Annotated in this window: 20 protein-coding genes and 2 pseudogenes; 13 read left to right on the top strand and 9 right to left on the bottom strand. The window is 64.5% G+C overall.

The features are described 5' to 3' along the window. Positions 1 to 68 precede the first annotated feature (68 nt). The 3 genes from LGQ10_RS24245 to LGQ10_RS24235 all read left to right on the top strand — a co-directional run bounded on the left by LGQ10_RS24245 (position 69) and on the right by LGQ10_RS24235 (position 2,431). Entirely contained in the window at positions 69 to 842 is a 774-nt protein-coding gene (locus tag LGQ10_RS24245; protein ID WP_226523426.1) for an SDR family oxidoreductase, read from the top strand. Between the two features lie 85 nt (positions 843 to 927). Then, positions 928 to 1,833: a LysR family transcriptional regulator gene (locus tag LGQ10_RS24240; protein WP_226523425.1), complete on the top strand. Its 906-nt coding sequence runs from the start codon at positions 928 to 930 to the stop codon at positions 1,831 to 1,833. Between the two features lie 70 nt (positions 1,834 to 1,903). Further along, on the top strand, positions 1,904 to 2,431 hold the full coding sequence (locus LGQ10_RS24235; protein WP_226523424.1) for a GNAT family N-acetyltransferase: 528 nt from the start codon (positions 1,904 to 1,906) through the stop codon (positions 2,429 to 2,431). Between the two features lie 48 nt (positions 2,432 to 2,479). Here LGQ10_RS24235 and LGQ10_RS31650 read toward each other — a convergent pair. Both LGQ10_RS31650 and LGQ10_RS31645 read right to left on the bottom strand, forming a co-directional pair. Next, positions 2,480 to 2,908 (bottom strand): annotated as a pseudogene (locus LGQ10_RS31650) (methyl-accepting chemotaxis protein); the annotation flags it as partial. Positions 2,909 to 3,073: 165 nt separating this feature from the next. Then, positions 3,074 to 3,706 (bottom strand): annotated as a pseudogene (locus LGQ10_RS31645) (PAS domain-containing protein); the annotation flags it as partial. A gap of 305 nt (positions 3,707 to 4,011) precedes the next feature. Between LGQ10_RS31645 and LGQ10_RS24220 the strand changes: the two are divergent. Continuing rightward, on the top strand, positions 4,012 to 4,506 hold the full coding sequence (locus tag LGQ10_RS24220; RefSeq protein WP_058438387.1) for a RidA family protein: 495 nt from the start codon (positions 4,012 to 4,014) through the stop codon (positions 4,504 to 4,506). Positions 4,507 to 4,584: 78 nt separating this feature from the next. Here LGQ10_RS24220 and LGQ10_RS24215 read toward each other — a convergent pair whose 3' ends face one another. After that, positions 4,585 to 4,917: a DUF2790 domain-containing protein gene (locus LGQ10_RS24215; protein WP_058438389.1), complete on the bottom strand. Its 333-nt coding sequence runs from the start codon at positions 4,915 to 4,917 to the stop codon at positions 4,585 to 4,587. 329 nt (positions 4,918 to 5,246) lie between these two features. Between LGQ10_RS24215 and LGQ10_RS24210 the strand changes: the two genes are divergently transcribed. From LGQ10_RS24210 to LGQ10_RS24200, 3 genes are all read left to right on the top strand, one after another. Continuing rightward, positions 5,247 to 6,575 (top strand): OprD family porin, encoded by a 1,329-nt coding sequence (locus tag LGQ10_RS24210; protein ID WP_226523423.1) that lies wholly within the window; start codon positions 5,247 to 5,249, stop codon positions 6,573 to 6,575. Positions 6,576 to 6,750: 175 nt separating this feature from the next. After that, positions 6,751 to 6,957, top strand: coding sequence for a hypothetical protein (locus tag LGQ10_RS24205; protein ID WP_058437256.1), 207 nt, complete (start codon positions 6,751 to 6,753; stop codon positions 6,955 to 6,957). Positions 6,958 to 7,296: 339 nt separating this feature from the next. After that, positions 7,297 to 7,755 carry an REP-associated tyrosine transposase gene (locus LGQ10_RS24200; protein ID WP_226523422.1) on the top strand — a complete coding sequence of 153 codons (459 nt, stop codon included), beginning with the start codon at positions 7,297 to 7,299 and terminating at the stop codon, positions 7,753 to 7,755. Positions 7,756 to 7,903: 148 nt separating this feature from the next. On the opposite strand, the gene LGQ10_RS24195 is transcribed toward LGQ10_RS24200, so the two are convergent. The 3 genes from LGQ10_RS24195 to LGQ10_RS24185 all read right to left on the bottom strand — a co-directional run bounded on the left by LGQ10_RS24195 (position 7,904) and on the right by LGQ10_RS24185 (position 13,738). Then, positions 7,904 to 11,038 (bottom strand): CusA/CzcA family heavy metal efflux RND transporter, encoded by a 3,135-nt coding sequence (locus tag LGQ10_RS24195; protein ID WP_226523421.1) that lies wholly within the window; start codon positions 11,036 to 11,038, stop codon positions 7,904 to 7,906. A gap of 26 nt (positions 11,039 to 11,064) precedes the next feature. Further along, positions 11,065 to 12,267 (bottom strand): efflux RND transporter periplasmic adaptor subunit, encoded by a 1,203-nt coding sequence (locus LGQ10_RS24190; protein WP_226523420.1) that lies wholly within the window; start codon positions 12,265 to 12,267, stop codon positions 11,065 to 11,067. Positions 12,268 to 12,469: 202 nt separating this feature from the next. After that, positions 12,470 to 13,738 (bottom strand): TolC family protein, encoded by a 1,269-nt coding sequence (locus LGQ10_RS24185; RefSeq protein WP_058434722.1) that lies wholly within the window; start codon positions 13,736 to 13,738, stop codon positions 12,470 to 12,472. A 382-nt stretch (positions 13,739 to 14,120) separates the two neighbouring features. Here LGQ10_RS24185 and LGQ10_RS24180 point away from each other — a divergent pair, with 382 nt between their 5' ends. Beyond that, entirely contained in the window at positions 14,121 to 14,795 is a 675-nt protein-coding gene (locus LGQ10_RS24180; protein ID WP_058434721.1) for a heavy metal response regulator transcription factor, read from the top strand. A 19-nt stretch (positions 14,796 to 14,814) separates the two neighbouring features. Here LGQ10_RS24180 and LGQ10_RS24175 read toward each other — a convergent pair whose 3' ends face one another. Continuing rightward, positions 14,815 to 15,711, bottom strand: coding sequence for a cation diffusion facilitator family transporter (locus LGQ10_RS24175; RefSeq protein ID WP_226523419.1), 897 nt, complete (start codon positions 15,709 to 15,711; stop codon positions 14,815 to 14,817). Positions 15,712 to 15,920: 209 nt separating this feature from the next. Here LGQ10_RS24175 and LGQ10_RS24170 point away from each other — a divergent pair, with 209 nt between their 5' ends. Beyond that, positions 15,921 to 16,337, top strand: coding sequence for a lysozyme inhibitor LprI family protein (locus LGQ10_RS24170; protein ID WP_058434719.1), 417 nt, complete (start codon positions 15,921 to 15,923; stop codon positions 16,335 to 16,337). Between the two features lie 24 nt (positions 16,338 to 16,361). On the opposite strand, the gene LGQ10_RS24165 is transcribed toward LGQ10_RS24170, so the two are convergent. Together LGQ10_RS24165 and LGQ10_RS24160 are read right to left on the bottom strand one after the other, a co-directional pair. Beyond that, positions 16,362 to 17,678, bottom strand: coding sequence for an MFS transporter (locus tag LGQ10_RS24165; RefSeq protein ID WP_058434718.1), 1,317 nt, complete (start codon positions 17,676 to 17,678; stop codon positions 16,362 to 16,364). Between the two features lie 86 nt (positions 17,679 to 17,764). Next, complete coding sequence (locus LGQ10_RS24160) at positions 17,765 to 17,998, bottom strand: hypothetical protein (RefSeq protein WP_058433910.1); 234 nt, start codon at positions 17,996 to 17,998, stop codon at positions 17,765 to 17,767. A gap of 114 nt (positions 17,999 to 18,112) precedes the next feature. On the opposite strand from LGQ10_RS24160, the gene LGQ10_RS24155 reads away from it, so the two are divergent. The 4 genes from LGQ10_RS24155 (at position 18,113) to LGQ10_RS24140 (ending at position 25,092) form a co-directional block, all read left to right on the top strand. After that, a complete protein-coding gene (locus tag LGQ10_RS24155; protein WP_226523418.1) occupies positions 18,113 to 19,531 on the top strand; it encodes a short-chain fatty acid transporter in 1,419 nt (472 codons plus the stop codon). A 310-nt stretch (positions 19,532 to 19,841) separates the two neighbouring features. Further along, complete coding sequence (locus LGQ10_RS24150) at positions 19,842 to 21,545, top strand: acid phosphatase (RefSeq protein ID WP_226523417.1); 1,704 nt, start codon at positions 19,842 to 19,844, stop codon at positions 21,543 to 21,545. 208 nt (positions 21,546 to 21,753) lie between these two features. After that, positions 21,754 to 23,451 carry a molecular chaperone HscC gene (locus LGQ10_RS24145; protein ID WP_226523416.1) on the top strand — a complete coding sequence of 566 codons (1,698 nt, stop codon included), beginning with the start codon at positions 21,754 to 21,756 and terminating at the stop codon, positions 23,449 to 23,451. A gap of 12 nt (positions 23,452 to 23,463) precedes the next feature. Next, positions 23,464 to 25,092 (top strand): J domain-containing protein, encoded by a 1,629-nt coding sequence (locus LGQ10_RS24140; protein ID WP_226523415.1) that lies wholly within the window; start codon positions 23,464 to 23,466, stop codon positions 25,090 to 25,092. The last annotated feature ends 43 nt before the right edge of the window (positions 25,093 to 25,135 follow it).

Genomic DNA, 25,135 nt, shown 5'->3' with positions numbered 1-25,135 from the left:
GGCGGCTTATCCGCAGCGCGCCAGACACTAGACTCAGGGTTCATTTCAAGCGTTGAAGGATGCACACCATGGTCGACCATTCCCTGAATGACAAAGTCGTGCTGATCGCCGGTGGGGTGAAGAACCTCGGCGGCCTGATTGCCCGCGACCTCGCCCGCCACGGCGCCCGGGCCGTAGCCGTGCACTACAACAGCGACGCCAGCCACACCGATGCCCAGGCGACCCTTGCAGCGCTCGAGGAACTGGGGGTCCAGGCCCACGCCTGGCAAGCCGACCTGACCAGCGCCGACGCCGTAGAGCGTCTGTTCAACGAGGTCAGGGCGCGCTTCGGCAAGATCGACATCGCCATCAACACGGTGGGCAAGGTCCTGAAGAAACCCATCGTCGAGATCAGCGAGGAGGAGTACGACCAGATGTTCGCGGTCAACGCCAAGAGCGCCTTCTTTTTCATCAAGGAGGCCGGCAAGCACCTGGAAGACAACGGCAAGCTGGTGACCCTGGTGACGTCGCTGCTGGGCGCCTTCACGCCGTTCTATGCCGCCTATGGCGGGTCCAAGGCCCCGGTGGAACATTTCACCCGGGCGGCTGCCAAGGAGTTCGGCACCCGGGGCATCTCGGTGACCGCCGTGGGGCCGGGGCCGATGGACACACCATTCTTCTACCCGGCCGAAGGTGCCGACGCCGTGGCCTATCACCGGAGCGCCGCGGCGCTGTCGCCATCGAGCAAGACCGGCCTCACCGACATCGAGGACGTGGTGCCCTTCATCCGCCACCTGGTGACCGAGGGCTGGTGGATCACCGGCCAGACCTTGCTGATCAACGGCGGCTATACCACCAAGTAATCCGCTCGTCCAAGGGGTACATTGGCCTGCCGGACCGCCGCGACGGTCCGCCCCCAGGCATTGCCGAACCAGGACAGTGGTGACCATGGATAAACTTGAGCAGTACCGGGTGTTCATCCAGGTGGCCGACATGGGCAGCTTCATCAAGGCCGCCCATGTCCTGGAGTTGCCCAGGGCCACGGTGTCGTCGGCGGTGCAACAGCTGGAAACCGGCCTCGGCACTCGCCTGCTGCACCGCACCACGCGCCAGGTACAACTGACCGCCGATGGCGCCATTCTGCTGGAACGGGCGCGGCGCCTGCTGGCTGATGCAGCGGAACTCAACCAGCTGTTTCATCATCGCCAGGTGGATGTCAGCGGCCGCCTGAACATCGACGTGCCCAGCCGGATCGCCCGCCGCCTCATCGTCCCCGCGCTGCCCCAGTGGCTGGCGCAGTACCCCGGCCTGCAACTGGCCCTGGGCGCCTGCGACCGCAGCATCGACCTGGTCCAGGAAGGCGTCGATTGCGCGATCCGCGTCGGCAGCCTGGCCGACAGCAGCCTGATCGCCCGCCCCCTCGGGCAACTGGCGCTGATCAACTGCGCCAGCCCCGCCTACCTTGCCAGCCACGGCGAGCCCCATGGCCCCCAGGACCTGCAGAACGGCCAGTGGATGATCGGCTACGCCTCCCCGGATACCGGCCGCGAACAACCCTGGGAATACCTGCTCGAAGGTCGCGAGCACCTGGTGGGGCTGCCTAGCCGAGTGATCGTCAACAACGTGGAAAACTACATCGCTTGCTGTCGCCAGGGACTGGGCCTGATTCAGGTCCCGCGTTTCGATGTGCAGCACTTGCTGGACCGTGGCGAGCTGGTGCAAGTGCTGCACCAGTTGCCCGTGGCACCCATGGATATCTGCGCGCTCTACCCCGATCGGCGCCACCGCTCGCGTCGCCTCAATGTGTTCATCGAATGGTTCGCCGAACTGATCCGGCCGCACTTGCAGTCATGACCGGCAGGCTTGCCCAACTGCGGTGAATCATGAGATGAAAGCGCCCCCAACGGATTGAGGTACCCGGACCATGGCGCACCTGCTGATCGCCGCTCCCCAGCTCGACGACCTGAATGACCTGCTGAGCTTCGAGGAGGAAAACCGCGCATTCTTCGAGGCCTCGATCAACGCCCGTCTTCCTGGCTACTACTCCAGCGAAGGCGTCGCCGAGGCGATCGTCCAGGCGCAACAGGACGCCGAGGCGGATCGGGGCTATCAGTTCTTGATTCGCGAAGAAGGACTGCTGGTGGGACGCATCAACCTGCACCGGGTCCAGCGCCCCTACTTCAATTGCGCCGAACTGGGCTACCGGGTCGGTGCCCGCTTCACCGGCCGGGGCATCGCCAGGGCGGCGGTGTCCCAGGTGTTGCAGCGGGCCTTCGGCGAGCTGCGCCTGAGCCGTATCGAAGCCAATGCCCGACCGGAGAACCTCGGCTCGATCCGCGTGCTCGAGACCTCCGGGTTTTCCCGCTATGGCCACTCACGCCGCAGCTTCCTGCTCCACGGCCAGTGGTTCGATCGCCTGCACTACGAGTGCCACGTGCCGTTGCAGCCCTGACCTGGGGGGCACCCATCGCATCGACGGGCGCCCTTGGCAAGGCAAGGCTCAGGTCGACAACTGGTTGGCGAACTGCCCCACTGCGCTGACCACCTTCTGCGCACCGTCCTGGATTTCAACGATCACCGTGCCGGCCTCCGCCGCCAGGGCCAGACCCTGTTCGGCCCGCTGCTTGCCCTCGGCCATCAGCTCCACCGCCGTCCGGGCCATGTCCTGGTTCTGGCGCACCACGCCGACGATCTCATCGGTGGCATTGCTGGTGCGCGAAGCCAGTTGCCGGACCTCGTCGGCCACCACCGCGAAGCCACGGCCCTGCTCACCGGCTCGGGCCGCTTCGATGGCGGCGTTGAGCGCCAGCAGGTTGGTCTGCTCGGCAATTCCGCTGATGGTCTTGACGATGCTCGCGATCACCAGGGACTGCTCGCTCAGGGCCTCGATGCCATTGCCCGCGTCCTGCATGTGCCTGGCCAGGTCCTGCATCACCGTCACCGCCTCGGTCACCACCGTGGTGCCACGCTGGGCGCAGGTGTCGGTCTGCAGCGAGGTGTTGTAGGCAATGCTTGCGGCCTCGGCCACCGCCAGCTCCTGGTTCACCTGGTCGGTGATCACGGTGGCGAACTTCACCACCTTGTAGAGCTTGTTGTTGGCATCGAGCACCGGGTTGTACGAAGCCTCCAGCCACACCACCCGACCATGGGCATCGATGCGCTTGAAGCGCTCGGCGATGAACTCGCCGGCGTTCAGGCGCCGCCAGAACTCCTGGTAGGCCGCGCTGTTGTACTCCTCCGGCTCGCAGAACATGCGGTGATGCTTGCCCTTGATCTGCGCCAGGCTGTAGCCCATGCCGGCGAGGAAACGCTCGTTGGCGTTCAGGACGTTGCCATTGAGGTCGAACTCGATCACGGCGGTGGAACGCACCAGGGCGCCGATCAGGTTCTCGTGCTCGCGGGACGCCTCGATGGTGCGAGTCAGGTCGCTGGAGAAAATCGCGAAGTACTTGATCCGTCCCTCGGAATCGCGCACTGGCTGGGAGATCGAACGCAGCCAGGCTTCCTGGCCATTGCCACGCAGCAGGCGCACGGCCCCGGCAAAGTGCTCGCCCCGGGTCAGGGTGTTCTTGAACCGCCGGTGGAACTCATCCTGCTTGACGTGGGCCGGGACGAGGTCTTCCAGAGGCCGCCCCACCAGGTCGCCGCTCCTGTAGAGCATTTCCTGGGCGAAGTTGTGGTTGACCGATTGAATCCGTCCATCGGCGCCCAGGTTGATCACGAGCATCTCGCTTTCAAGGCTTTCCTTCACTTGCTGAAGGCTCGACAGTTCTTCTCGAAGAGTCGCCAACTCTTGCTTCAAGCGTTTATTGAACATGGGGATGCACCGGGGGACTGAAAAAATAGGCTGCTTTGGGCCTAACATCGGCCCTGAAATTCATTTCTTAATAGCCGCCTGGAGTTGTCCGACGAAAATAATTCAATGGACGCCAGGGCCCCATAAAACGGGGCTTTGGCCGGGGATTGTGCGTCCGCCGGCAACGGGTATAGTGCGATTTCGCGAAATTCACTGGCGATCGACGGAGTTGGACCATGGATGCATCACGCAAGGCACTTTTCCTTCAAGCCGCAGCACAGGTCGGCCACAGTTTCGAAGGCGAGATGCGCATTGGCGGCAACTACGTGACGGCAGTACGGAACGGTGACGAGGTCTACGTCAGCGGGCAAATCCCGCGGGTGGACAACACCGTAATGGTGGTGGGCCGGGTCGGCGCCGAAACCTCACTGGAACAGGGCCGGCACGCGGCGCAGATCTGCACTTTGAGGGCCCTGGCGATTCTCGAGCAGACGCTGGGCGATCTTGAGCGAATCAAGCGCATCCTGCGGATCAATGTCTACGTCCAGAGCGCGGCGGACTTCACCCAGCAGAGCGAAGTGGCGGACGGTGCCTCGGAGATCCTGTATTCGGTGTTTGCCGAAGCCGGCGTGCATACCCGAACCTCGATCGGGGTTTATCAGTTGCCCAAGAACGCTTCGGTGGAGGTCGACATGATCGTGGCCCTGCACCCCGGATCAGCGCCGGACTGAGCGACACGCTGCCGACCGGGCCTGCGCGTGGGCCCGGCCAGCAGCGGCGGACAGGACAGGATATCGACCCGCCATGGCTCAACTGCCATTGGTACGGCACTGGCCCATGACCTGGTACTCGATGGTCCTGAGCTGGCCAGTGGAGTCTTCGTAGGTCATGCGTGAAGGCACCACCTGGCAAGACTTGATCGGCGGGGTGACGCTGACCACCCGGACGATGTCCAGCTTCATGCCGTAGCTGTAGTTCTGCACCACTGGCGCCTCCTTGCCCTGCTTCATGGCATAGCGCTGCATGGCCTTTTCATTTTCCAGCATGGCCCGGGCAAAGGTGCGGTCACCGCCGCCTTCGGCCAGGGCCAGGGTGGACATGGCCAGCAGCAGCGCGGCGATGGTCAGTTTGAGCGGTTTCATGATCGTCTCCTCGTTCGGTTGATGCCTACGAGGATAAAAAACCGACCCTGTCAGAATGATCGCTAGCGCATTACTTATCTGTAAGGCGCTCTTCGCACGCCCGGGCTGCAGCGGGCGACCCCCGTCCCACAAGGGCTACAGCCCGCCTGGACGACTACCTGTCAGGCACTTTCTTGCGCAATTGTAATCGCCGGGTCACCCCGTCGTTATCTGCGGTTTGCAACTATCGACAACGGTTTCCAGGGCACCCCACGCCCTGGCGGCCAACCCCATAAGAACGCCTCAGGCGACATAAAAATCGATAGCTGCACACTCAGGAGCGCCCACCCATGCGTATCAACCCTCCTCTGTCCCTGTCCGTGCTCGTCACGGCACTGGGGCTCGGTCCCATGGTGGCGACAGCCGCCGAGGAACGTCCCGAAGGCTTTATCGAAGGCAGCAGCCTCAACGTGCTGCTGCGCAACTACTACTTCAATCGCGACGATCGCAAGGGCCAGTCCAGCCCCACCGGCAACGGCTACTCCGAAACCTGGGCCCAGGCCGTGATCGGCAAGTTCGAATCCGGCTTCACCCAGGGCACCGTGGGTTTTGGCCTCGATGCCTTCGTCATGCAGGCCTTCAAGCTTGATGCCGGCACCGGACGCAGTGGCGGCAAAGGCTCATTCGGCATGATGCCGGTGAACGGCGCCAACGAACCGCTCGACAGCTATGGCAAGGTCGGTGGAGCGGCAAAACTGCGGGTCATGGATACCGTGGTCAAAGTCGGCGACGTGTTCCCCATGACGCCCGTGGTCCACTACGGCGATTCGCGCCTGATGCCGCAGAGCTTTCGCGGCTTCACCCTGGAGAACACCAGCATCAGCGACCTGAAGCTGCAGGGCGGGCGCCTGCATGCCATGAGCCAGCCGAACCAGAGCAGCTTGCGCGACGGTTTTGTCACCTTCTACAAGGGCAAAGTGGACTCGCCCTGGGTCGGCTACTTCGGTGGCGACTACCAACTCAACCCCAACCTCAGCTTCAGCCTCTATGGCAGCCGCCTCAAGGACGCTTGGGACCAGCGCTACTTCGGTGTCTCCGGCAAGTACCCGCTGTCCAGCGAGTTCACCCTGTTCAGCGCCTTCAACTACTACAACGTGGTGGACGAGGGCAGGAAACAGCTGGGTGACTTGAACAACAATATCTGGAGCGCCAAGGTCGGCGCCACCTTTGGCGCCCACACCCTGGCCCTGTCCCATCAACGCAACAATGGCAGCAACCCCTTCGACTACCTGCGGCAATCGGACTCGATCTTCCTCGACAACTCGGTCCAGTACAGCGACTTCAACGCGCCCAAGGAGCGCTCCTGGATGCTGCGCTACGACCTGGACATGCAGACCCTGGGGGTCCCTGGACTGACGTTCATGGCCCGCTACGGGCGCGGTCGGGGCGCCGACTACAGCGGCGCCAACGCGATGTACATGCAGCGCGACGCCGCGGGCGACCCGTTGACCGGCCAGCGCCGCTGGGAACGGGACATCGAGGCCAAGTACGTGTTCCAGAGCGGGCAGCTCAAGGACCTGTCGTTGCGCATCCGCCAGGCCACTGTGCGCTCCAGCCGGTTCGAGTCGGACCTGGAGGAATTCCGGCTGATCGTCGAGTACCCCCTCGCCCTGCTCTGAGGGCCCTGGCCGGGCAGGTTGCGGCCTGCCCGGTGTTAAAACTTCTTCACAGACTCTTGTCTTTCAGAACTGTAATATCGGCCTCACCTTCTCGTTAGGTTGAGCTCCTTATACTCCCGAACATACTCGGATCCGCGGTGTTCTTCCCTGCGGCCGGCCTGTCAGGAGAGACCTCATGCACCCAAGCCAACTGTTGTTGATCGGCCTTCTGGCCACTGCCTGCTCCGCCGCGTGGGCGGCTGATGGCAGTGAACGCCCGCAACAAGCCCGCGACGCCTTCCTGGCCAGCCAGGAACAGATACACGGCGAGCCCGACCAGCCGACCCGGACCGTCGCCACCGATGCGCCTGCAACACCCAGCCAGGCCGGCGAAGATATTTGACGCCACTGGCCACAGAGCACATTCATCTCTTGAAGCGTTTTTCATGATGCTCCTTTGGAAAGAGATGAATTTTCAGCGCCCCATCGGGGCGCTTTTTTTTGCCTTGCCGGCGCCCCCGCCGATCGCGTTGTTCGCAAAACCTGAATATGACCTGTAGCCGCTGTCGAGCCACGGCGAGGCTGCGCCAAGGTCCGCAGGACCTTCATCTACTGCCATTGCGAGCCTGCGGCAGCGGCTACACGAAGCTGGCGGACACAGACGCTAACCGGATACATCTGTTAACAGCCCCGGACAAGGCTAGGTTGAAACGAATCGTTCAACCTGAGGGAGCACAAGGGAATGTGGGGCCGACCTGATGGTTATCGCCTGTTCAAGGGGCGACGTTCGGAGATTGGCAGGATCTACTCGGTGACGGTTGTTACTGAGCACCGACGCAGGGTATTCGATGATTTCCATCTCGGCCGCCTGGTGGTCGAGCAACTCAGAGCCCAGCACGATGCAGGCCTGACCCGAACCCTGGCCTGGGTTGTGATGCCCGACCACCTGCATTGGTTGTTCCAACTGCGAAAGTGCTCGTTGGACGAAGCGTTGTGTCGGCTCAAGTCCAGAAGCGGGCGCAACATCAATCTGCACCTGAGCAACCGTGGCCGCCTCTGGCAGAAGGGCTACTTCAAGCAAGCCGTGCGGCGGGAAGAGAACCTTAAAGCGATTGCTCGCTACATCATTCTCAACCCGGTCCGTGCCGGTCTGGTCCAGCGGGTCGGCGACTACCCACTTTGGGATGCGGCCTGGCTCTGACCTGTAGCCGCTGCCGAGCCTGCGAGGCTGCGACAAGGCCCGCAGGGCCTTCAGCGATCGACCGAGCCCCCTGTCGCGGCCGCTGCGCGCCCGTGCGCGGCCAGCGGCAGCGGCTACACCAAGCCTCACGGCCCAGCGGCAACAGGTATCAGTCCTCCCGGCGGTAGGCCCATTGGTACAGCGCAGGCAACACCAGCAGGGTGAGGACGGTGGACGACAGGATGCCGCCGATCACCACCGTGGCCAGGGGCCGCTGCACTTCGGCGCCGGTGCCAGTGGCCAGGGCCATGGGCACGAAACCCAGGGATGCCACCAGCGCCGTCATCAGCACCGGGCGCAGGCGCGTCAGGGCGCCCTCGCGAATGGCCACGGGCAGCGACCGCCCTTCCTCTCGCAGGTTGCGGATGAACGCGATCATCACCAGGCCGTTGAGCACCGCCACCCCCGACAAGGCGATGAAACCGACCCCCGCGGAGATCGACAGCGGAATGTCCCGCAACCACAGGGCCATGATCCCGCCGGTCAATGCGAAGGGAATGCCGGTGAACACCAGCAGCCCGTCCTTGAGGTTGTTGAACATCATGAACAACAGGCCGAACACCAGCAGCAACGCCACCGGCACGACCACCTGCAGGCGTCGGGACGCTTCCTGCAACTGTTCGAACTGGCCACCCCAGGTGGTCCAGTACCCCGCCGGGACCTTCACCTTGTCGGTGATCAGGGTCGCGGCCTCTTCGACAAAGGAGCCAATATCGCGGCCACGCACGTTGGCACTGACGATCACCAGGCGCTTGCCGTTTTCCCGGCTGATCTGGTTGGGCCCCAGGACCAGGTCGAGGCTGGCCACCTCCGACAGGGCGATGAAGCCGATCTGCCCGTTGACGCTGCCCGCCGTCGGCGGGATCGGGATCAGCAGCCGCGACAGTCCCTCGATGTCGGTACGCAATTGGTCGGACAGGCGCACCACCATGTCGAAGCGCCGGTCGCCCTCGTACAGGGTGCCCGCCTGGCGCCCGCCCACGGCCACGGCAATGGTGTCCTGCACATCCCCGACGTTCAGGCCGAAGCGTGCGGCCTTGTCGCGGTCGATGTTGATGGTCAGCACCGGCAGGCCGGAGGTCTGCTCGACCTTGACCTCCGAAGCACCGGACAGGCCCTGCAAGGCGCTGGCGATCTCGTTGGCGGTCTTGTTCAGCACCGTCATGTCGTCACCGAAGACCTTGACCGCCACATCGCTGCGCACCCCGGAAATCAGTTCGTTGAAGCGCAGCTGGATCGGCTGCGAGAGCTCGTAGGCACTGCCGGGCACCTGGGCACTGGCACGCTGGATATCGGCGATCAGCGCCTCCCGCGACTTGCCCGGATCAGGCCACTGCGCCTTGGGCTTGAGCATCACGTAGCTGTCGGAAATGTTCGGCGGCATCGGGTCCGAGGCGATCTCCGCGGTGCCGGTCCGGGCGAACACCCGCTCCACTTCCGGCACCTGGGCCAACAGGGTCTTTTCCAGGCGCTGCTGCATGTCCACCGATTGGGTCAGGCTGGTGCCCGGCACTCGCAGGGCCTGCAGGGCGAAGTCGCCCTCGCTGAGGCTGGGGATGAATTCACTGCCCATGCGGCTGGCCACCAGGCCGCTGCCCAGCAGGATCGCCCCGGCCAGGGCAAACGTCAGCCCGCGACGCTGCATCACCCAGTCCAGCACCGGCGCGTAGCCGCGCTTGGCGTTGCGCATCAGCAGGTTTTCCTCTTCCTTGACCTTGCCGGTGACGAACAGCGCGATGGCGGCCGGGACGAAGGTCACCGAGAGAATCATCGCCCCCAGCAGGGCCATGACCACGGTGAATGCCATGGGGTGGAACATCTTCCCGGCCACCCCGGTGAGGGCGAAGATCGGCAGGTACACCACCATGATGATCAACTGGCCGAAGATCAGCGCGCGCCGGGCTTCCTTGGCTGCGGCAAAGACTTCGTGCAGGCGCTCGGAGCGGGTCAGCATGCGCCCGTGGTGCTGCTGCGCATGGGCCAGCCGGCGGATGGCGTTCTCGACGATCACCACTGCGCCGTCGACGATGATCCCGAAGTCCAGGGCCCCGAGGCTCATGAGGTTGGCACTGACCTTGTTGCTGGACATGCCGGTGAAGGTGAACAGCATCGACAGCGGGATCACCAGGGCGGTGATCAGCGCCGCGCGGATATTGCCCAGGAACAGGAACAGAATCACGATCACCAGCAGCGCGCCCTCGAAGAGGTTCTTCTTCACCGTGGCGATGGCTTTCTCCACCAGGTTGGTGCGGTCGTACACCGTGACCGCCACCACCCCTTCAGGCAACGTGCGATTGATCTCCTCAAGCCGCTTGGCCACCGCCTGGGAGACCGTACGGCTGTTCTCGCCGATCAGCATGAACACCGTGCCCAGCACCACTTCCCGGCCGTTCTCGGTGGCCGCGCCGGTGCGCAGTTCACGACCGATGTCCACCTGGGCCACGTTGCGCACGCGGATCGGCGTGCCGTCGCTGCTGCTGATGACAATGTTGGCGATGTCCTCGATCGAGGCCAACTGCCCCGGGGCGCGGATCAGCAGTTGCTCGCCGCTGCGCTCGATGTAACCGGCACCGACGTTGGCATTGTTGCGTTCCAGGGCCGTCACCAGGTCGGTCAGGGTCAAGCGGTAGGCCGCCAGGCGCTTGGGGTCCGGGGCGATCTGGTACTCCTTGGCGAAGCCGCCGATGGTGTTGATCTCGGCCACGCCGGGAACGTTGCGCAACTGCGGCTTGATGATCCAGTCCTGGATCACCCGCAGGTCGGTCGGCGTATAGGGGCTGCCATCTTCCTTGCGTGCGCCTTCCTCCGCCTCCACGGTCCAGAGGAAGATTTCCCCCAGCCCGGTGGAGATCGGCCCCATCTGCGCCTCCACGCCTTCGGGCAGTTGTTCGCGAGCCACTTGCAGGCGCTCGTTGACCAGCTGCCGGGCAAAGAACACATCGGTGCCGTCCTTGAAGATCACCGTCACCTGGGACAAGCCCGAACGCGACAGCGAGCGGGTCTGCTGCAAGCCGGGCAACCCGGCCATGGCGGTCTCGATGGGAAAGGTGATGCGCTGTTCGGTCTCGAGTGGCGAGAATCCTGGCGCCGCGGAGTTGATCTGCACCTGGACGTTGGTGATGTCGGGTACGGCATCGATCGGCAGTTTCTGGTAGCTGGCAATGCCGACGCCGGCCATCAGCAGGACCGCCAGCAGGACGATGATGCGCTGCTCGATGGCGAATTGAATGATGCGTTCAAACATGGAAAGTCACTCTCCGCTGTGGCCTGTCAATGAGCATGCTCGGCCGAGCCCTTGCCCAGTTCGGACTTGAGGGTGAAGCTGCCGCGAGTCGCGACCTGGGCACCTGCGGCCAGGCCTTCGCGGATCTCGATGAAACCGTTCTGGCGGGTGCCCGGCACCACCGGCGTGGCCTGGAAGCCCTCGCCCACGCGGACGAACACCGAAGGCCGATCCTCCACGGTCTGGATCGCCTCCTCAGGCACGCTGACCGGCACCTCGACAGCTTCGGTGGCCACCTCGACCGCCACGAACAGTCCCGGGCGCCAGGCGTCCTTGGGATTGGCCAGGGTCACCCGGACCGTGGCGGTGCGGCTCTGCTCTCCCAGCAGGTTGCCGACATAGGCCACCTGCCCGCGGACCTGGGTGCCCAGCTCGCTGGAGCTGACGTTCACAGACTGGCCGACCCTGACCTTGTCCAGGTCCTTGGGGAATACGCCGAACGTGGCCCACACCCGGGACAGATCGGACAGGGTGAAGGCGGCCGTGGTCTCGCCCACCACCTCGCCGACACTGAGGTGTTTTTCCACCACCACGCCGTCGAATGGCGCGCGCATTTCATAACGATTGCCACCTGCCAGCTGGGCGCTGCCACTCAGGGCGGCCATCTTCTGCCGGGCATTGCCCAGGGCAATCTCGGCTTCCTGCAAGGCCTGGCGCGCCAGCAGGTAATCCTGCTCGGCGGAGATCTGGCCGACCCACAATTGGCGCTCACGTTCAAAGGTGGTGCGGGCCAGTTCCACCCGTCGTCCGGCGGCCGCCAGTTCGCTGCGCTGCTCGGAGACCTGCTGGCTGGCGATCACCGCCAGCAGGTCGCCACGCTTGACCGACTGGCCGAGGTTGGCCTTTACCGACTCCACTACGCCTGCGGCACGCGGCACGATGTGCGAGGTGCGGTCTTCGTCGAAGCGGATTTCTCCCGGCAGGCTGAGCAGGCGATCGAGGCGCCGCGGGCCAGCCTCGGCCAGCTCGATCCCGGCTGCCTCGATCTGCTTGGCATCGAGTTCCACCAGGCCCTCGTGCCCCTCCTCGCCATGCCCTTGCTCACCATGACCGGGCTCTTCTCCCGCCTTCGCCGGAACCTTGTCCGCGGCCGGCGGCGGGGTGACAGACAGGCCAGGTAGCAACGAGGCCGCCAGCCCCAGGCCGACCACCACCACGGTGGCCACAACAAGGCTGCGTTTTTTGTCCATGAATGCTCCTGAAAATGTCGAGGCTCGGCGGCGCAGGCGCGGCCTCACGAAGTAGACGGAAAGAAAAATTCACCCAGGGCCCGGTGCAGTTCGTGCACGCACCAGTGCCGTGGCGGCTCGTCGCTGCCAGCTGGCGACACCCGGCCGCAGTCGCTGAACAGCAGCAACAGGGCGAAACAGGCAAGGCCCCTCAGCCAGGCTTTCACCAACGACTGAGGTCGCCATAGATACGCTCGATCCGGACCCAGGCCTCGGTGGTCTGCGCCACTGCGACCAGGTACTGGTTGCGGGCACCGATCAGCGTGCGCTGAGCATCCAGGACCTCGAGGAAGCTGAACTTGCCCATCTCGAAGCCGCGGGTGGCACTGTCCACCGCACTCTGGGCGGCCGGCAGGATGGTCTGGTTGAACGACTGCACTTCACGCCGGGCGGTCTCCCATTGCTCCCGGGCCTGACGGGTCTCGGTACGCAGGCGCAGTTCGGCGGCGTTGCGCAGGTCCCGGGCCTGGTCGGCACGGCGCGCGGCGGACAGCACATTGCCCTGGTTGCGGTTGAACAACGGCAAGGGCATCGACAGCCCGACCAGGTTGATCCGTTCTTTCTTGCTGCCGTCTTCGTTATTGGTGGCGTCGTACTGGCTGCCGATGCTGATGTCCAGGTCGGGAATGCGCTGGGCCTTTTCCAGGCCCAGGGACGCCTCACGCTGGACGATCTCCTGTTCCGCCAGGCGCAGCTCGGCAGTCTGGGGCAGCCGGTTTAGCAGCTGGGTCGACGCCGGCAGCGCCATCATGGCCCCGGCCGGTTCCTGCACGGCGGAAAAGTCCGAGCCGGAGCTACCCGTGACCCTGGCCAGTTGCCGATAGGCGTTGTCCTGCTCCAACTGGCCGCGATTGAACTCCAGGCGGATCTCTGCCAATTGCACCTGGGCACGGGTGGCTTCCACCGGCGACGCCTTGCCGGCGCCGACCCGCCCCTGGGCCACGGCAAGGCCGCGCTCGGCCAGCGCCAGGGAGCGCCCAGCCAGTTGCGTACGTTCCTGGGCCCGCAGCGCTGCGTAGTAGGCCTCCAGTACGTCAGCCCGCAGCTGGTTGCGTCGCCGTTCCAGTTCCAGGTCCGCCAGTTTCTGGCCCTGGCTGGCCAGTTCTACCCGCGCACCCCGCTTGCCACCCAACTCCAGGGTCTGGCTGAGCTTGACCGAAGTGGTGCTCTGTCCCCGCTTGGTGTTCTCGACATCCGTCGACAGCACTGGATTGGGAATCAGCCCGGCCTGCTGGCGGGCGCCCTGGGCGATATCGATCTCCCAGCGGGCGGCAGCCAGCTCGGGGTTGTTGGCGAAGGCCCTGGCCAGGGCACTGTCCAGGCTCAGCAGCGGTTGTTCGGCGGCGCTCGCGGCTTGACCGGCCAGGGTCAGCAACACGGCCGTGCAGCAGACCCTTGCAGCCCGGGCGCAGATTCTCGGGAGATTCGGCATGACAGGTTCCGACCTATACAGAAACGAAGTCTTTGCGCGGGCACGGCGATATATACCGGTACATAGGCGGGGGTTAATCAACCGATATGAATTGCAGTACTGCGCTTATCGACAGGGAAACATTCAATATCGGCCAACTGTAACTTTCAGCGCTTATCAGCAGGGTGGCGCAAGAATTACAAATCTGTAATCAAGAGCCCTGGCCCGGGCTTCTGTATTAACATCACGTCCTTCAAGGCCATACCTGACGCTGCATCCATAGTTAAATGCCAACAACTTCAAAGACCACACGTTATATATAAACGACAACTTCCCCATAACTAGAACAACAACTTCCCAGCGTTTGTCGACACCTCCCCTACCAGCAGAGAGCTCCCTGAACATGCGTATCCTGGTTATCGAAGACGAACTCAAGACTGCCGACTACCTGCAACAGGGACTGACCGAAAGTGGTTATGTGGTGGATTGCGCCAACAGCGGCGCCGATGGCCTGTACCTGACTCGCCAGCACGCTTACGACCTAGTGATTCTGGACGTCAACCTGCCGCAGATCGACGGCTGGGGCGTGCTGAACCAGATCCGCCAATACAGCAATACCCGGGTCATGATGCTCAGCGCCCAGGCCCGGCTGGCGGACAAGATCCGTGGCCTGGACCTGGGGGCCGACGATTACCTGGTCAAACCGTTCGCCTTTCCCGAGTTGCTGGCCCGGGTTCGCACCTTGATGCGTCGCAGCGAACAGTCGCCAGTGCCCGACGTGCTGCGGGTGGCCGACCTGGAGCTGGATCAGGGACGGCACCGGGCATTTCGCGGCAAGCAGCGCATCGACCTGACCACCAAGGAGTTCGCCCTGCTGCATCTGCTGATGCGCCAGAGCGGCGTGGTGCTGTCACGGACCCAGATCATCTCCTTTGTCTGGGACATGAATTTCGACTGCGACACGAATGTGGTGGAAGTCTCGATCCGCCGCTTGCGGGCCAAGATCGACGACCCTTTCGAGCGCAAGCTGATCCATACCTTGCGCGGTGTCGGCTACGTCCTCGAAGAGCGCGACTGACGTCGGCGCCAGCCGGCACTCAATGGTCGTGCGCCTGCTCATGGAACCCCGCCTGCTCCACCTGCAAGGTCACATGGGCGATCTCGAATCGCTCCTGCACCAGCTCCGTGACCTCGGCCAGGATCGCCTGTTCGTCACGCCCCTGCAGTTGCACCACCAGGTGTGCGCTGAGCACGTTCTTGCCGCTGGTCAGGGCCCATACATGCAGGTCGTGCACGTCGCCAACCCCGGGCACCGAGCGAATGCCCTGCTCCACCTGGTCGATGTCGATGCCTTCGGGAACGCCTTGCAGCAGCACATTGGTGCTTTCCCTGAGCAGGGTCCAGGTCCTGGGCAGCACCCACAAGCCGATGGCCGCGGCCACCAGCGAATCGACCCAGCCCCAGCCGGTGTACATGAGCACCAGGGCGGCGATGATCACTCCCAGTGAACCGAGCATGTCGCTCCAGACTTCCAGGTAGGCGCCCTTGACGTTGAGGCTCTCGCTGCTGCCGGAGGCCAACAGAGCCATGGAGATCAGGTTGACGATCAACCCCAGCACGGCAATCACCAGCATTCCGGTGGACTGGATCTCGGCCGGCGCCTGCAGGCGTTGCCAGGCTTCGAACAGGATGTAGAAGGCCACCACGAACAACAGCAGGGCATTGAACGCCGCGGCGAGGATCTCGAAACGGGCGTAGCCGAACGTGCGCTTGCGGTCCGCCGGGCGCTTGGCGACCTGGATCGCCACCAGGGAAATCGCCAGCGCCAGGGTGTCGGTGAGCATGTGCGCGGCATCCGACAGCAGCGCCAGGCTGCCGGTGACGAAGGCTCCGATGACCTCGGCGATCATGAAGCTGCCGGTCAGTCCCAGGGCCATCCACAACTTGCGTTCGTGCCCGGCCCGTACCTGTCCGTGACTGTGCCCTGCGCCCATGGAGCCTCCTGCAATGTGGTGGAAAACCTCGGCCTGATGATAGTCCGGATGCAGGCCGGGCAGATCAGGCCGGACAAATTGTCATCGGACTGTTATCTGCCGGTTATCCAGCGACCTGCGCGTAGCCACTGGTCCGTGCGGCCCTGTCACTTCTGTGCAAGCCGGGGAACTGTAGAATGCGCGTTTCATTCTCAGCCCAAGGGATCGCCATGCCTCGCCAGCCCCGGATCTTCGCTTCTGTCATCGCCGTGCTGCTCGCAGCCGGTGGCTGGATGCCAGCGCAGGCCGCAGCGCTGGACTGCACGCACATCGAATCCAGCCAGCAGGTCGATCGCTGCGCCCAGCAGGACAAGGAACAGGCCGATAGCGGCCTCAACCAGCGCTACCAGGCACTGCTGGACAGGGCTCACCAGCACTATCCCGGCAACCTGGCACAGGAGCAGGAATACCTGGGCAAGCTCAGGAACGCCCAGCGCGCCTGGATCAAATACCGAGACAGCACCTGTGTGCTGGAGGCGGTCGATGTGGAGCCGGGCAAACCGGCCCACGCCACCTTGATCAATCGTTGCGTGACGCGCTTGAGCAACGAACGCAGCCACTACCTGGACCAGTTGCTGGCCGAGTGACGGCCACCCGGCATACGGGCAGGCTCAGCAGCAGCCGGCTTCCTGGACGCGCGGCTGCCGGGCTTCCCCGACCCGTGTACCGAAATAACCGGCACTGGCCACCCCGACCGCCCCCATCACCGCGCAGTAGATCACGCAGACCCAAGGACTCCAGGGCATCAGCGCGATCAGCAATAGCGGCGTGGTGCTGGCCCAGAGGGCATAGGCGATGTTGTAGGTGAAGGAAATCCCCGACACCCGGATGCGCGCCGGGAACAGCCCGACCATCACCGAAGGCACCGCGCCGACCACGCCGCAGCCCAGGCCGGCGATGGCGTAGGCCAGGCCGATCCAGGCACCGCCACTGATCAGGCAGCCATAGAGCACCGCGATGCCCAGGGGCAGCAGCAGGCTGTAGAGCATCACCGTGCGCCAAGCGCCCAGGCGGTCGACGATCAGGCCCGCCAGGATGCAGCCGATATTGAGGAAGACGATGCCCAAGCTGCTCAGGGCGAAGGTATGGCTGGCGCTCATGCCGAAGCTCTTCTGCATCAGGGTCGGGGTGATGACCACGAACACCACCACCGCCGACGTCAGCACGCAGGTCAGGATCAGCGCCGGCAGGATCGCCAGCCGGTGTTCTCGCAGCACCGTGCGCAGGGGCAGTTCGCTGGCATCCTCGCGCTGCTGTTGCAGGGCCATGAACACCGGGGTCTCGGCCAGCCAACGGCGCAACCAGACGCCGATCACGCCGAACACCCCGCCCAGCAGGAAGGGGTAGCGCCAGGCGTGGTCGAGGATTTCTTCAGGGCTGAAGACCTGGGCCAGCAGAGTCGCGGTCAACGCCCCCAGCAGGTAGCCGAAGGTCAGCCCGGCCTGGAGAAAGCCCAGGGCATAACCCCGATGGGCGCGCGGCGCATGCTCGGCGACGAATACCCAGGCGCTGGGCACCTCGCCGCCCACCGCGGCGCCTTGCAGTACCCGCAGGACCAGCAGCAGCAAGGGCGCGAAGTAACCGATCTGGGCATAGGTCGGCATGCTGCCGATCAGCAGGCACGGCAGCGCCATCATCAGGATGCTCAGGCTGAACACCTTCTTGCGTCCCAGCCGGTCGGCGAAGTGGGCCATGAGGATGCCGCCCAGGGGCCTGGCCAGGTAACCGGTGACAAAAATCCCGAAACTCTGCAGGAGCCGCAGCCACTCGGGCATTTCCGGCGGGAAGAACAGCTGGCTCAGGGTCAGGGCGAAAAATACGAAGATGATGAAGTCGTAGATTTCCAGGGCCCCGCCCAGGGCGGCCAGGCCCAGGGTCTTGTAGTCGGCGCGGGAAAAGCGCGCCGTCGATTCGCTGGCAAGGGTCATGAAGGCAACTCGGGTGGCACAAGGCAAGGGCGCCATGGTCTACGCAAAAGCCCAGGGGAACAACCCGTTGCGACGTGGGGGCGGACTCAGTTGCCCCTGGCCATGGCGATGGCGGCCTGGATCGCCGCGCGGGCCTGGGGGCTGTTCTTCCAGCAGCTGGAGCCCACCAGGGACGAGGCCCGGGTGACGATATCCAGTGCATTGGCGTCGGCCAGCTGGGCCAGGGAAACGATGCCCATCTGCTCCAGGCGACCCACCACCGTGGGGCCAACACCCTTGACCTTGAGCAATGCGGCGCGTTCTTCGGAGGAAAATGACATGTGCGTTCAATCCTTTGCAGTCCGTGGCAATTGCCGCATTCTTGCACAGTTCTCGGCCGCCTCAGCCTGGGGCAGCCGACCTCCTTATAAACATAAGAAATCCGAGGTACTCACGTGGCCGCTGATATTCAAGATAGCCGCTCCGCCCGCTTCGCCCTGCGCTGTTCGAACTGGGCCGAGCGCTGGTTTCCCGATTCCTGGGTATTCGCCGCACTGGCGGTGATCATCGTCGCACTGGCCACCCTGGCCATGGGTGCCAAGCCCACCGACGCCGCCATGGCGTTTGGTGACGGGTTCTGGAGCCTGATTCCCTTCACCATGCAGATGGCCTTCGTGGTCATTGGCGGTTATGTAGTGGCCAGCTCACCACCGGCGGTGAAGCTGATCGACAAGCTGGCGCGCATTCCCAGGAACGGCCGCTCGGCGGTGGCCTGGGTGGCGCTGATTTCCATGGTCGCCTCGCTGCTCAACTGGGGCCTGTCCCTGGTGTTCGGCGGCCTGCTGGTACGGGCCCTGGCCCGACGTACCGAGCTGCGCATGGATTACCGCGCCGCCGGCGCCGCGGCCTACCTGGGCCTGGGGGCCGTCTGGGCCCTGGGCCTGTCGTCTTCCGCTGCGCAGTTGCAAGCCAACCCGGGCAGCCTGCCACCGTCGATCCTGGCCATCACCGGGGTGATTCCCTTCACCCAGACCATCTTCCTCTGGCAGTCGGGCATCTTGCTGCTGGCCCTGGTGGTGGTTTCGCTGATCGTCGCCTACGCCACCGCACCCGGCCCCAACAGCGCTCGGGATGCCCAGGCCTGTGGCGTCGATCCCAGCTTCAGCCTGCCCAAGCCGCAGCCGCGCACCCGGCCCGGTGAATGGCTGGAACACAGCCCGCTGCTGACCATTCTCCTGGCCTTGCTGGCCGCCGGCTGGCTGTACCACGAATTCGCCACCAAACCGGCGATCACCGCGATTTCCGGACTCAACACCTACAACTTCCTGTTCCTGATGACCGGTGCCCTGCTGCACTGGCGCCCGCGCAGCTTCCTCGACGCCGTGGCCCGGGCAGTGCCGACCACCACCGGGGTGCTGATCCAGTTCCCGCTGTATGGTTCGATCGCCGCACTGATGACCGTGGTCAAGGGTGTGGATGGCCAAACCCTGGCCCACCACATCTCGACCTTCTTCGTGCAGATCGCTTCCCACGACACCTATGCCCTGTTGATGGGGCTGTACTCGGCGGTGCTCGGCTTCTTCATCCCTTCGGGCGGGGGCAAGTGGATCATCGAGGCGCCCTATGTGATGCAGGTGGCCAACGACCTGCAGTACCACCTGGGCTGGGCGGTGCAGATCTACAACGCGGCCGAAGCCCTGCCGAACCTGATCAACCCCTTCTATATGCTGCCGCTGCTGGGCGTGCTGGGGCTGAAGGCACGGGACCTGATCGGTTTCTCCTTCGTCCAGTTGCTGGTGCACGCGCCCCTGGTGCTGGTGCTGCTCTGGGCCCTGGGAACGACCCTGGCCTACCTACCGCCGATGATTCCCTGACATAGCCACATCCGCTGCATAGCGTAATGCTGTTCAGTTAAGCGAGGGGATCCCCTGTAGGAGCAGCCGATCGACGCTCGATTGCTCGCGATGGTCGTTAACGGTAGCGCGTGTTTACTGGATAAACGCGGCGCCCTGAAGACCATCGCGGGCAAGCCTCGCTCCTACCATTTCCTTAATCGCAGATTTATCCAGGACCAAGACAGCCAGGCCATGCCGCATTCCTGTAGCCTTTGCGTCATATTCGGTTGTTACCGTGCGACCGAAATACTTTGTAACGAATCCTCAGAGAGCCGAGCAAGGACCCCAGATGAGCGACGACACCGACCTGCGCGACACCCCCGAATCCGCCACTGACCAGCCTACCGATACCAGCCGCCGCCGCTTCCTCGGCGGCGTTGCGGTTCTGGGGGTAGGTGCCACCCTGAGCGCCTGCGGCCAGCCCGGCGAACCAGGAGGCAAGCCACCGGTGGAGCGCCCCTTGTCCCCGACCGAACTGGACAAGGCGCTGCAGGAGCAGGTGAAGAACGTAGTGGTACTGTTCGCCGAGAACCGCAGCTTCAACAACCTGTTCGCCAACTTTCCCGGGGTGGAAAAACCGCTCTCGGCCCTCAAGCCCGAAGACTTCCAGCAGCGCGATCGCGACGGCAACCTGTTGCAGAAACTGCCACCGATCTGGGGCGGCATTCTCCAGGTGGGCCCGCAGACCCTGGACGGCATCACCTACCCGGTGGAAACCCAGTTCCAGGAAAACCTGCCCAATGCGCCCTTCGCCCTCAAGGGCCCCAGTGGCGAGGACCTGCCGCTGGGCTTGGTGACCCGCGACCTGTGGCACGTGTTCTACCAGAACCAGATGCAGATCAACGGCGGCAAGAACGACAGCTTCGTCGCCTGGGCCGACTCCGGCGCCCTGACCATGGGCCACTACGCCCAGACCCGCTACTCCCTGCGTCTCTGGGATGTGGCTCGGGAGTTCGTGCTCTGCGACAACTTCTTCCAGGGGGCATTCGGTGGCTCGTTCCTCAACCACCAGTACCTGATCAGCGCCAAGGTGCCGTTCTACCCGGATGCCGCCAACTCGGTGGCCAAGCCGCAGATCGCCACCTTGCAGGGCGACGATCCCAAGGGCACCCGCCTCAAGCCCCTGGACAAGTCCCCGGCCAGTGCCATGGACGGTGCGCCGCAGTTCGGTCCCAGCGCCCTGACCCCGGACGGTTACGCCGTCAATACCATGGCCCCGCCCTACTGGCCGACCTGGATCCGCGATCCGGAGCGCCCGGACTACGCCAAGCCCGACCTGCCCAGCGTACTGGTGCCCCAGACCCACGAACACATCGGCGACAAGCTTTCGAAGAAGAACGTCGACTGGGCCTGGTACGGCGGCGCCTGGCAGGCGACCCTGGAGCAGTTCAAGGATTCCGGCGGGATTCCCAAGATCCCCAACTTCCAGTACCACCACCAGCCCTTCAACTACTTCGTGCGCCAGGGCCCGGAAAACCCCGCCGAGCGTGCCAAGCGCCTGCGTGACGGTGGCCTGGGGGATGAGTCGAGCACCAACAAGTTCTTCGCCGACGCCGAGGCCGGCAAACTGCCGGCGGTGACCTTCTACAAGCCCCAGGGCAACCTCAACCTGCACGCCGGTTATGCCGACGTGGCCGCCGGCGACCGGCATATCGACCGAGCATTGAAAGTGCTGCAGGAAAGCCCGCAGTGGAAAAACATGGTGGTGATCGTCACCGTCGACGAAAACGGCGGCTGGTGGGACCACGTGGCACCGCCCCAGGGCGATCGCTGGGGACCGGGTACGCGGATTCCGGCGCTGGTGGTTTCGCCATTCGCGCGCAAGGGCACGGTGGACCACACGGTCTACGACACGGCCTCGATCCTGCGGTTGATCACCCGGGTGTTCCAGCTGGAAACCCTGGACGGCATCAAGGAACGTGACCAGGCGATGATCGCCCGTGGCCAGAAACCCATGGGCGACCTGACCAACGCCCTGCACTTCAAGGCCTGAGCACGCTCGCTGGCGCTGCGCCGGGGAGCGCCAGCGCCGGGTTGCACCGTTCCCGGGCAGGCACGGGTCGTCCAGATGGCGGCCTGGCTGCTGATCACCATCATGCTAGCCATGTGACATCATTCTCTTTACCCATTCCCCCGCCGGGTAATATCCTGCGCGCCTCTTTTCGTTTCAGCCGTTTACGCTCGCCAAGGAGTTCGTCGTCATGATCGTAGGCATCGACCTGGGAACCACCAACAGCCTGGTCGCGGTCTGGCGCGAAACCGCCAGCGAACTGGTGCCCAATGCCCTGGGCCAGTTGCTGACTCCCAGCGTGGTGGGCCTGGACGACGAAGGCCGGGTCCTGGTGGGCCAGGCCGCCAAGGAACGCCTGCATACCCATCCGCACCTGACCACCGCGCTGTTCAAGCGCTACATGGGCAGTGCCACCGAAGTACGCCTGGGCGAGCGCTCCTGGCGTCCGGAAGAGCTTTCGGCGCTGGTGCTCAAGAGCCTCAAGGACGATGTCGAGCGCGCCTATGGCGAACCGGTGGTAGAAGCCGTGATCAGCGTGCCGGCCTACTTCAGCGATGCCCAGCGCAAGGCCACGCGGATCGCCGGCGAGCTGGCCGGGCTCAAGGTCGAGAAACTGGTCAACGAACCCACCGCCGCCGCCCTGGCCTACGGCCTGCACCAGCGCGACAAGGAGACTTCGTTCCTGGTCTTCGACCTGGGCGGCGGCACCTTCGACGTGTCGATCCTGGAGTTGTTCGACGGGGTCATGGAGGTCCGCGCCAGCGCGGGCGACAACTTCCTGGGCGGCGAAGACTTCGACAGCCTGCTGCTGGAGCATTTTCTCGCACAGCAGGTCCAGGCTGCGGATTTCCCCGAGCGCCAGAGCGTGCTCCAGGCCCTGCGCCGCGAGGCCGAGCGCGTGCGGCGCGCCCTGGGCCAGGACAGCAGCGCCGAATTCTGCTTGCGGGTGGACGGCCGGCAGTGGACCCAGACCATCACCCAGGCGCAGTTGGCGACCCTCTGCGCTCCGCTGCTGGAGCGCCTGCGCCTGCCCATCGAACGGGCCCTGCGCGATGCACGGATTCGTGTCAGCGACCTGGATGAGATCCTCCTGGTGGGCGGAGCCAGTCGCATGCCCCTGGTGCGCAAGCTGGCGGCCGGCCTGTTCGGACGGTTTCCCTCGATCACCCTCGACCCGGATCAGGTGGTGGCCCAGGGCGCCGCGGTGCAGGCCGCGCTCAAGGCGCGCTGTGCGGCCCTGGAAGAAGTGGTGCTGACCGACGTCTGCTCCTACACCCTGGGCATCGAGACCACCCAACAGCACGGCAACCAGTTCGAGAGCGGGCACTACTTGCCGATCATCGAGCGTAACAGCGTGGTGCCGGTGAGCCGGGTCAAGACCGTGCAGACCCTGCACGACAACCAGGACCACGTCATGCTGAAGATTTTCCAGGGCGAGAGCCGCCTGGTGCGCGACAACGTCGCCCTGGGCCAGCTGGAGATCAAGGTGCCCAAGCGCCCGGCCGGCGAGGTCTCGCTGGACGTGCGCTTCACCTATGACATCAACGGCCTGCTGGAAGCCCAGGTGACCATTCCCCTGACAGGGGACAGCCACTCGCTGGTGATCGAGAACAACCCGGGCGTGCTGGCCCCCGAAGAAATCCGCGAGCGCCTGCAGGCCCTGGCCCAATTCAAGGTTCACCCGCGGGACCAGCAGGTCAACACCTTGCTCAGCGCTCGCCTGGAACGCCTCTACCAGGAAAGCCTGGGGGAATTGCGCGAACAGGCGGGCTACTGGGCCGGTCAGTTCCAGCAAGTGCTGGAGACCCAGGACGAGCGGCAGATCCGCGAAGTGCGCAACCAGCTCAACGAGCACCTTCAGCGCCTGGAAAACGGCCACTGGCACTAAGGGAGCCGCGACATGGATTGCTGGTCGGTGCTGGAACTGTCATCGGATGCCGATGAACGCGAGATCAAGCGCAGCTACGCTCGGCAGTTGAAAAACACCCGCCCCGATGCGGATGCCGAGGGCTTCCAGCGCTTGCGCGAGGCCTACGAGCGCGCCCTGCAGCTGGCCCGCTGGCGGCAAGAGGAAACGGCGCCGGCGCCTGCCTCGGCGGACATCCGGCCCACTGGCAACCTGCAGCAATGGTCAAGCCTGGTCGAACTGTCCCCAGCAAGCGTCCAGCCCCTCGCACCGCCTCCTGTGCCTGTGCCTGTGCCCGTGCCCGCTCCGGTACCGGTGCTCTGGTCGTTGCTGGACAACCTGGGCGCCGACAACCTGCCACACCGCTGGCAACTGGCCCAGCAGCAGGCCTGCACCGAACCGTTCCTCACACGCCTGCTGGCGATCTGCTGCGAATCACCCGGACAGCACCTGGCGATGATCGACTGGGCAGTGGCGAACCTGGACTGGCTGACGCCCTGGCAACGTCCGCCCATGACGGCCCAGCAGGAGGCCGTGCTGGTGCCAGGCATGCTCCAGAAGTACCGCCGGGAACTCGAGGGACTGCTGGAAGCGGGCCAGGAGCAGGCATTCCTGGAGCGCCTGGCCGATCATTGCGCGCGCCCCTGGTTGCAGGTCTTCGATCATCGCCAGCATTGGCAGGGCGAGGTGCTCGAGGTGTTGCACCAGCAGCCCTGGCAGGCGCCCTTGTTCGAAGGTGTATGCCAACTGTTCGGCTGGGACGACAGCCGCGGCATGATCCCCGCCCCCCAGTGGATGTGGCAGGCGCTGGTTGAACGCCATACGCAGGAAGCCTTTTACCAGGGCCTGCTGGCCAAGGCAGCCAAGACCACGGACACCTCACCCGAGGCGGCCGCCGCGCGCTTGTTCCTGACGCCACAGTCCTGGCGCCGCCTGGTCGCCCAGGTCCGGCACTTCGAAGACACGCACTGGCAGGCCTGCCTGCAGCTGTCACAGACCCTCGCGTCGCGCTTCCCGACGCTGGTGGAACGCTTGCCCCGGCAAGACCTGCTGTTCTGGAGAGCGCTGGTCCCAAGGTTGATCGGGGTGGACAACTGGATTCGCTGCAGTGTCGGCAGCGGCCTGGCCCTGGGCCTGTACTTCATGCCCAAGCCAGGCTACGGCCCGGAACTGGCACTGGTGGTCGGGCTGGTCTGCTGCGCCATGCTGGGGATTCTCGGCATGATCCTGCTCAGCACCTGGCAGCAGGCGATCGTCCACTTGCTGTTGCCGGACCTGTGGCTGACCGAGCGCCTGGTGCCCAGGCGCCTGAACCCGCGGTATTACTGGCTGGTACTGCGCCACGGGGTGCCACATCTGGTGATGCTGGCACTGTTCGGTTTCTGGCTGGGCGGGCTGGGTGTGCTGGGCTATCTGGGCTTCGTCCTGATAGGCCTGCTGCACTCGCGGCGCATCGGCCAGGCGAACCCGCAGTACTGTGCCAGGCACCCTTGGCTCGGAGCCTTGCACTGGAATCACTTCAGCCCATGGCAGCCGGTGTACCTGGTGCTCATGGTGATGATCGTCCGCGTCTGCCAGATCCACGGCCTGGGGTTTCCCCTGACCAGCCTGATCCCGGGCTAGGGCCATCGTCTGACCAGGCGAAGGATATTTTTTCAGGGCTGGC

Origin of the sequence: Pseudomonas sp. L5B5 (assembly GCF_020520285.1) — a bacterium.
Lineage (GTDB): Bacteria > Pseudomonadota > Gammaproteobacteria > Pseudomonadales > Pseudomonadaceae > Aquipseudomonas.
Note: the sequence above shows the minus strand (reverse complement) of the source record. Positions and strands in the feature narration are given on the sequence as shown.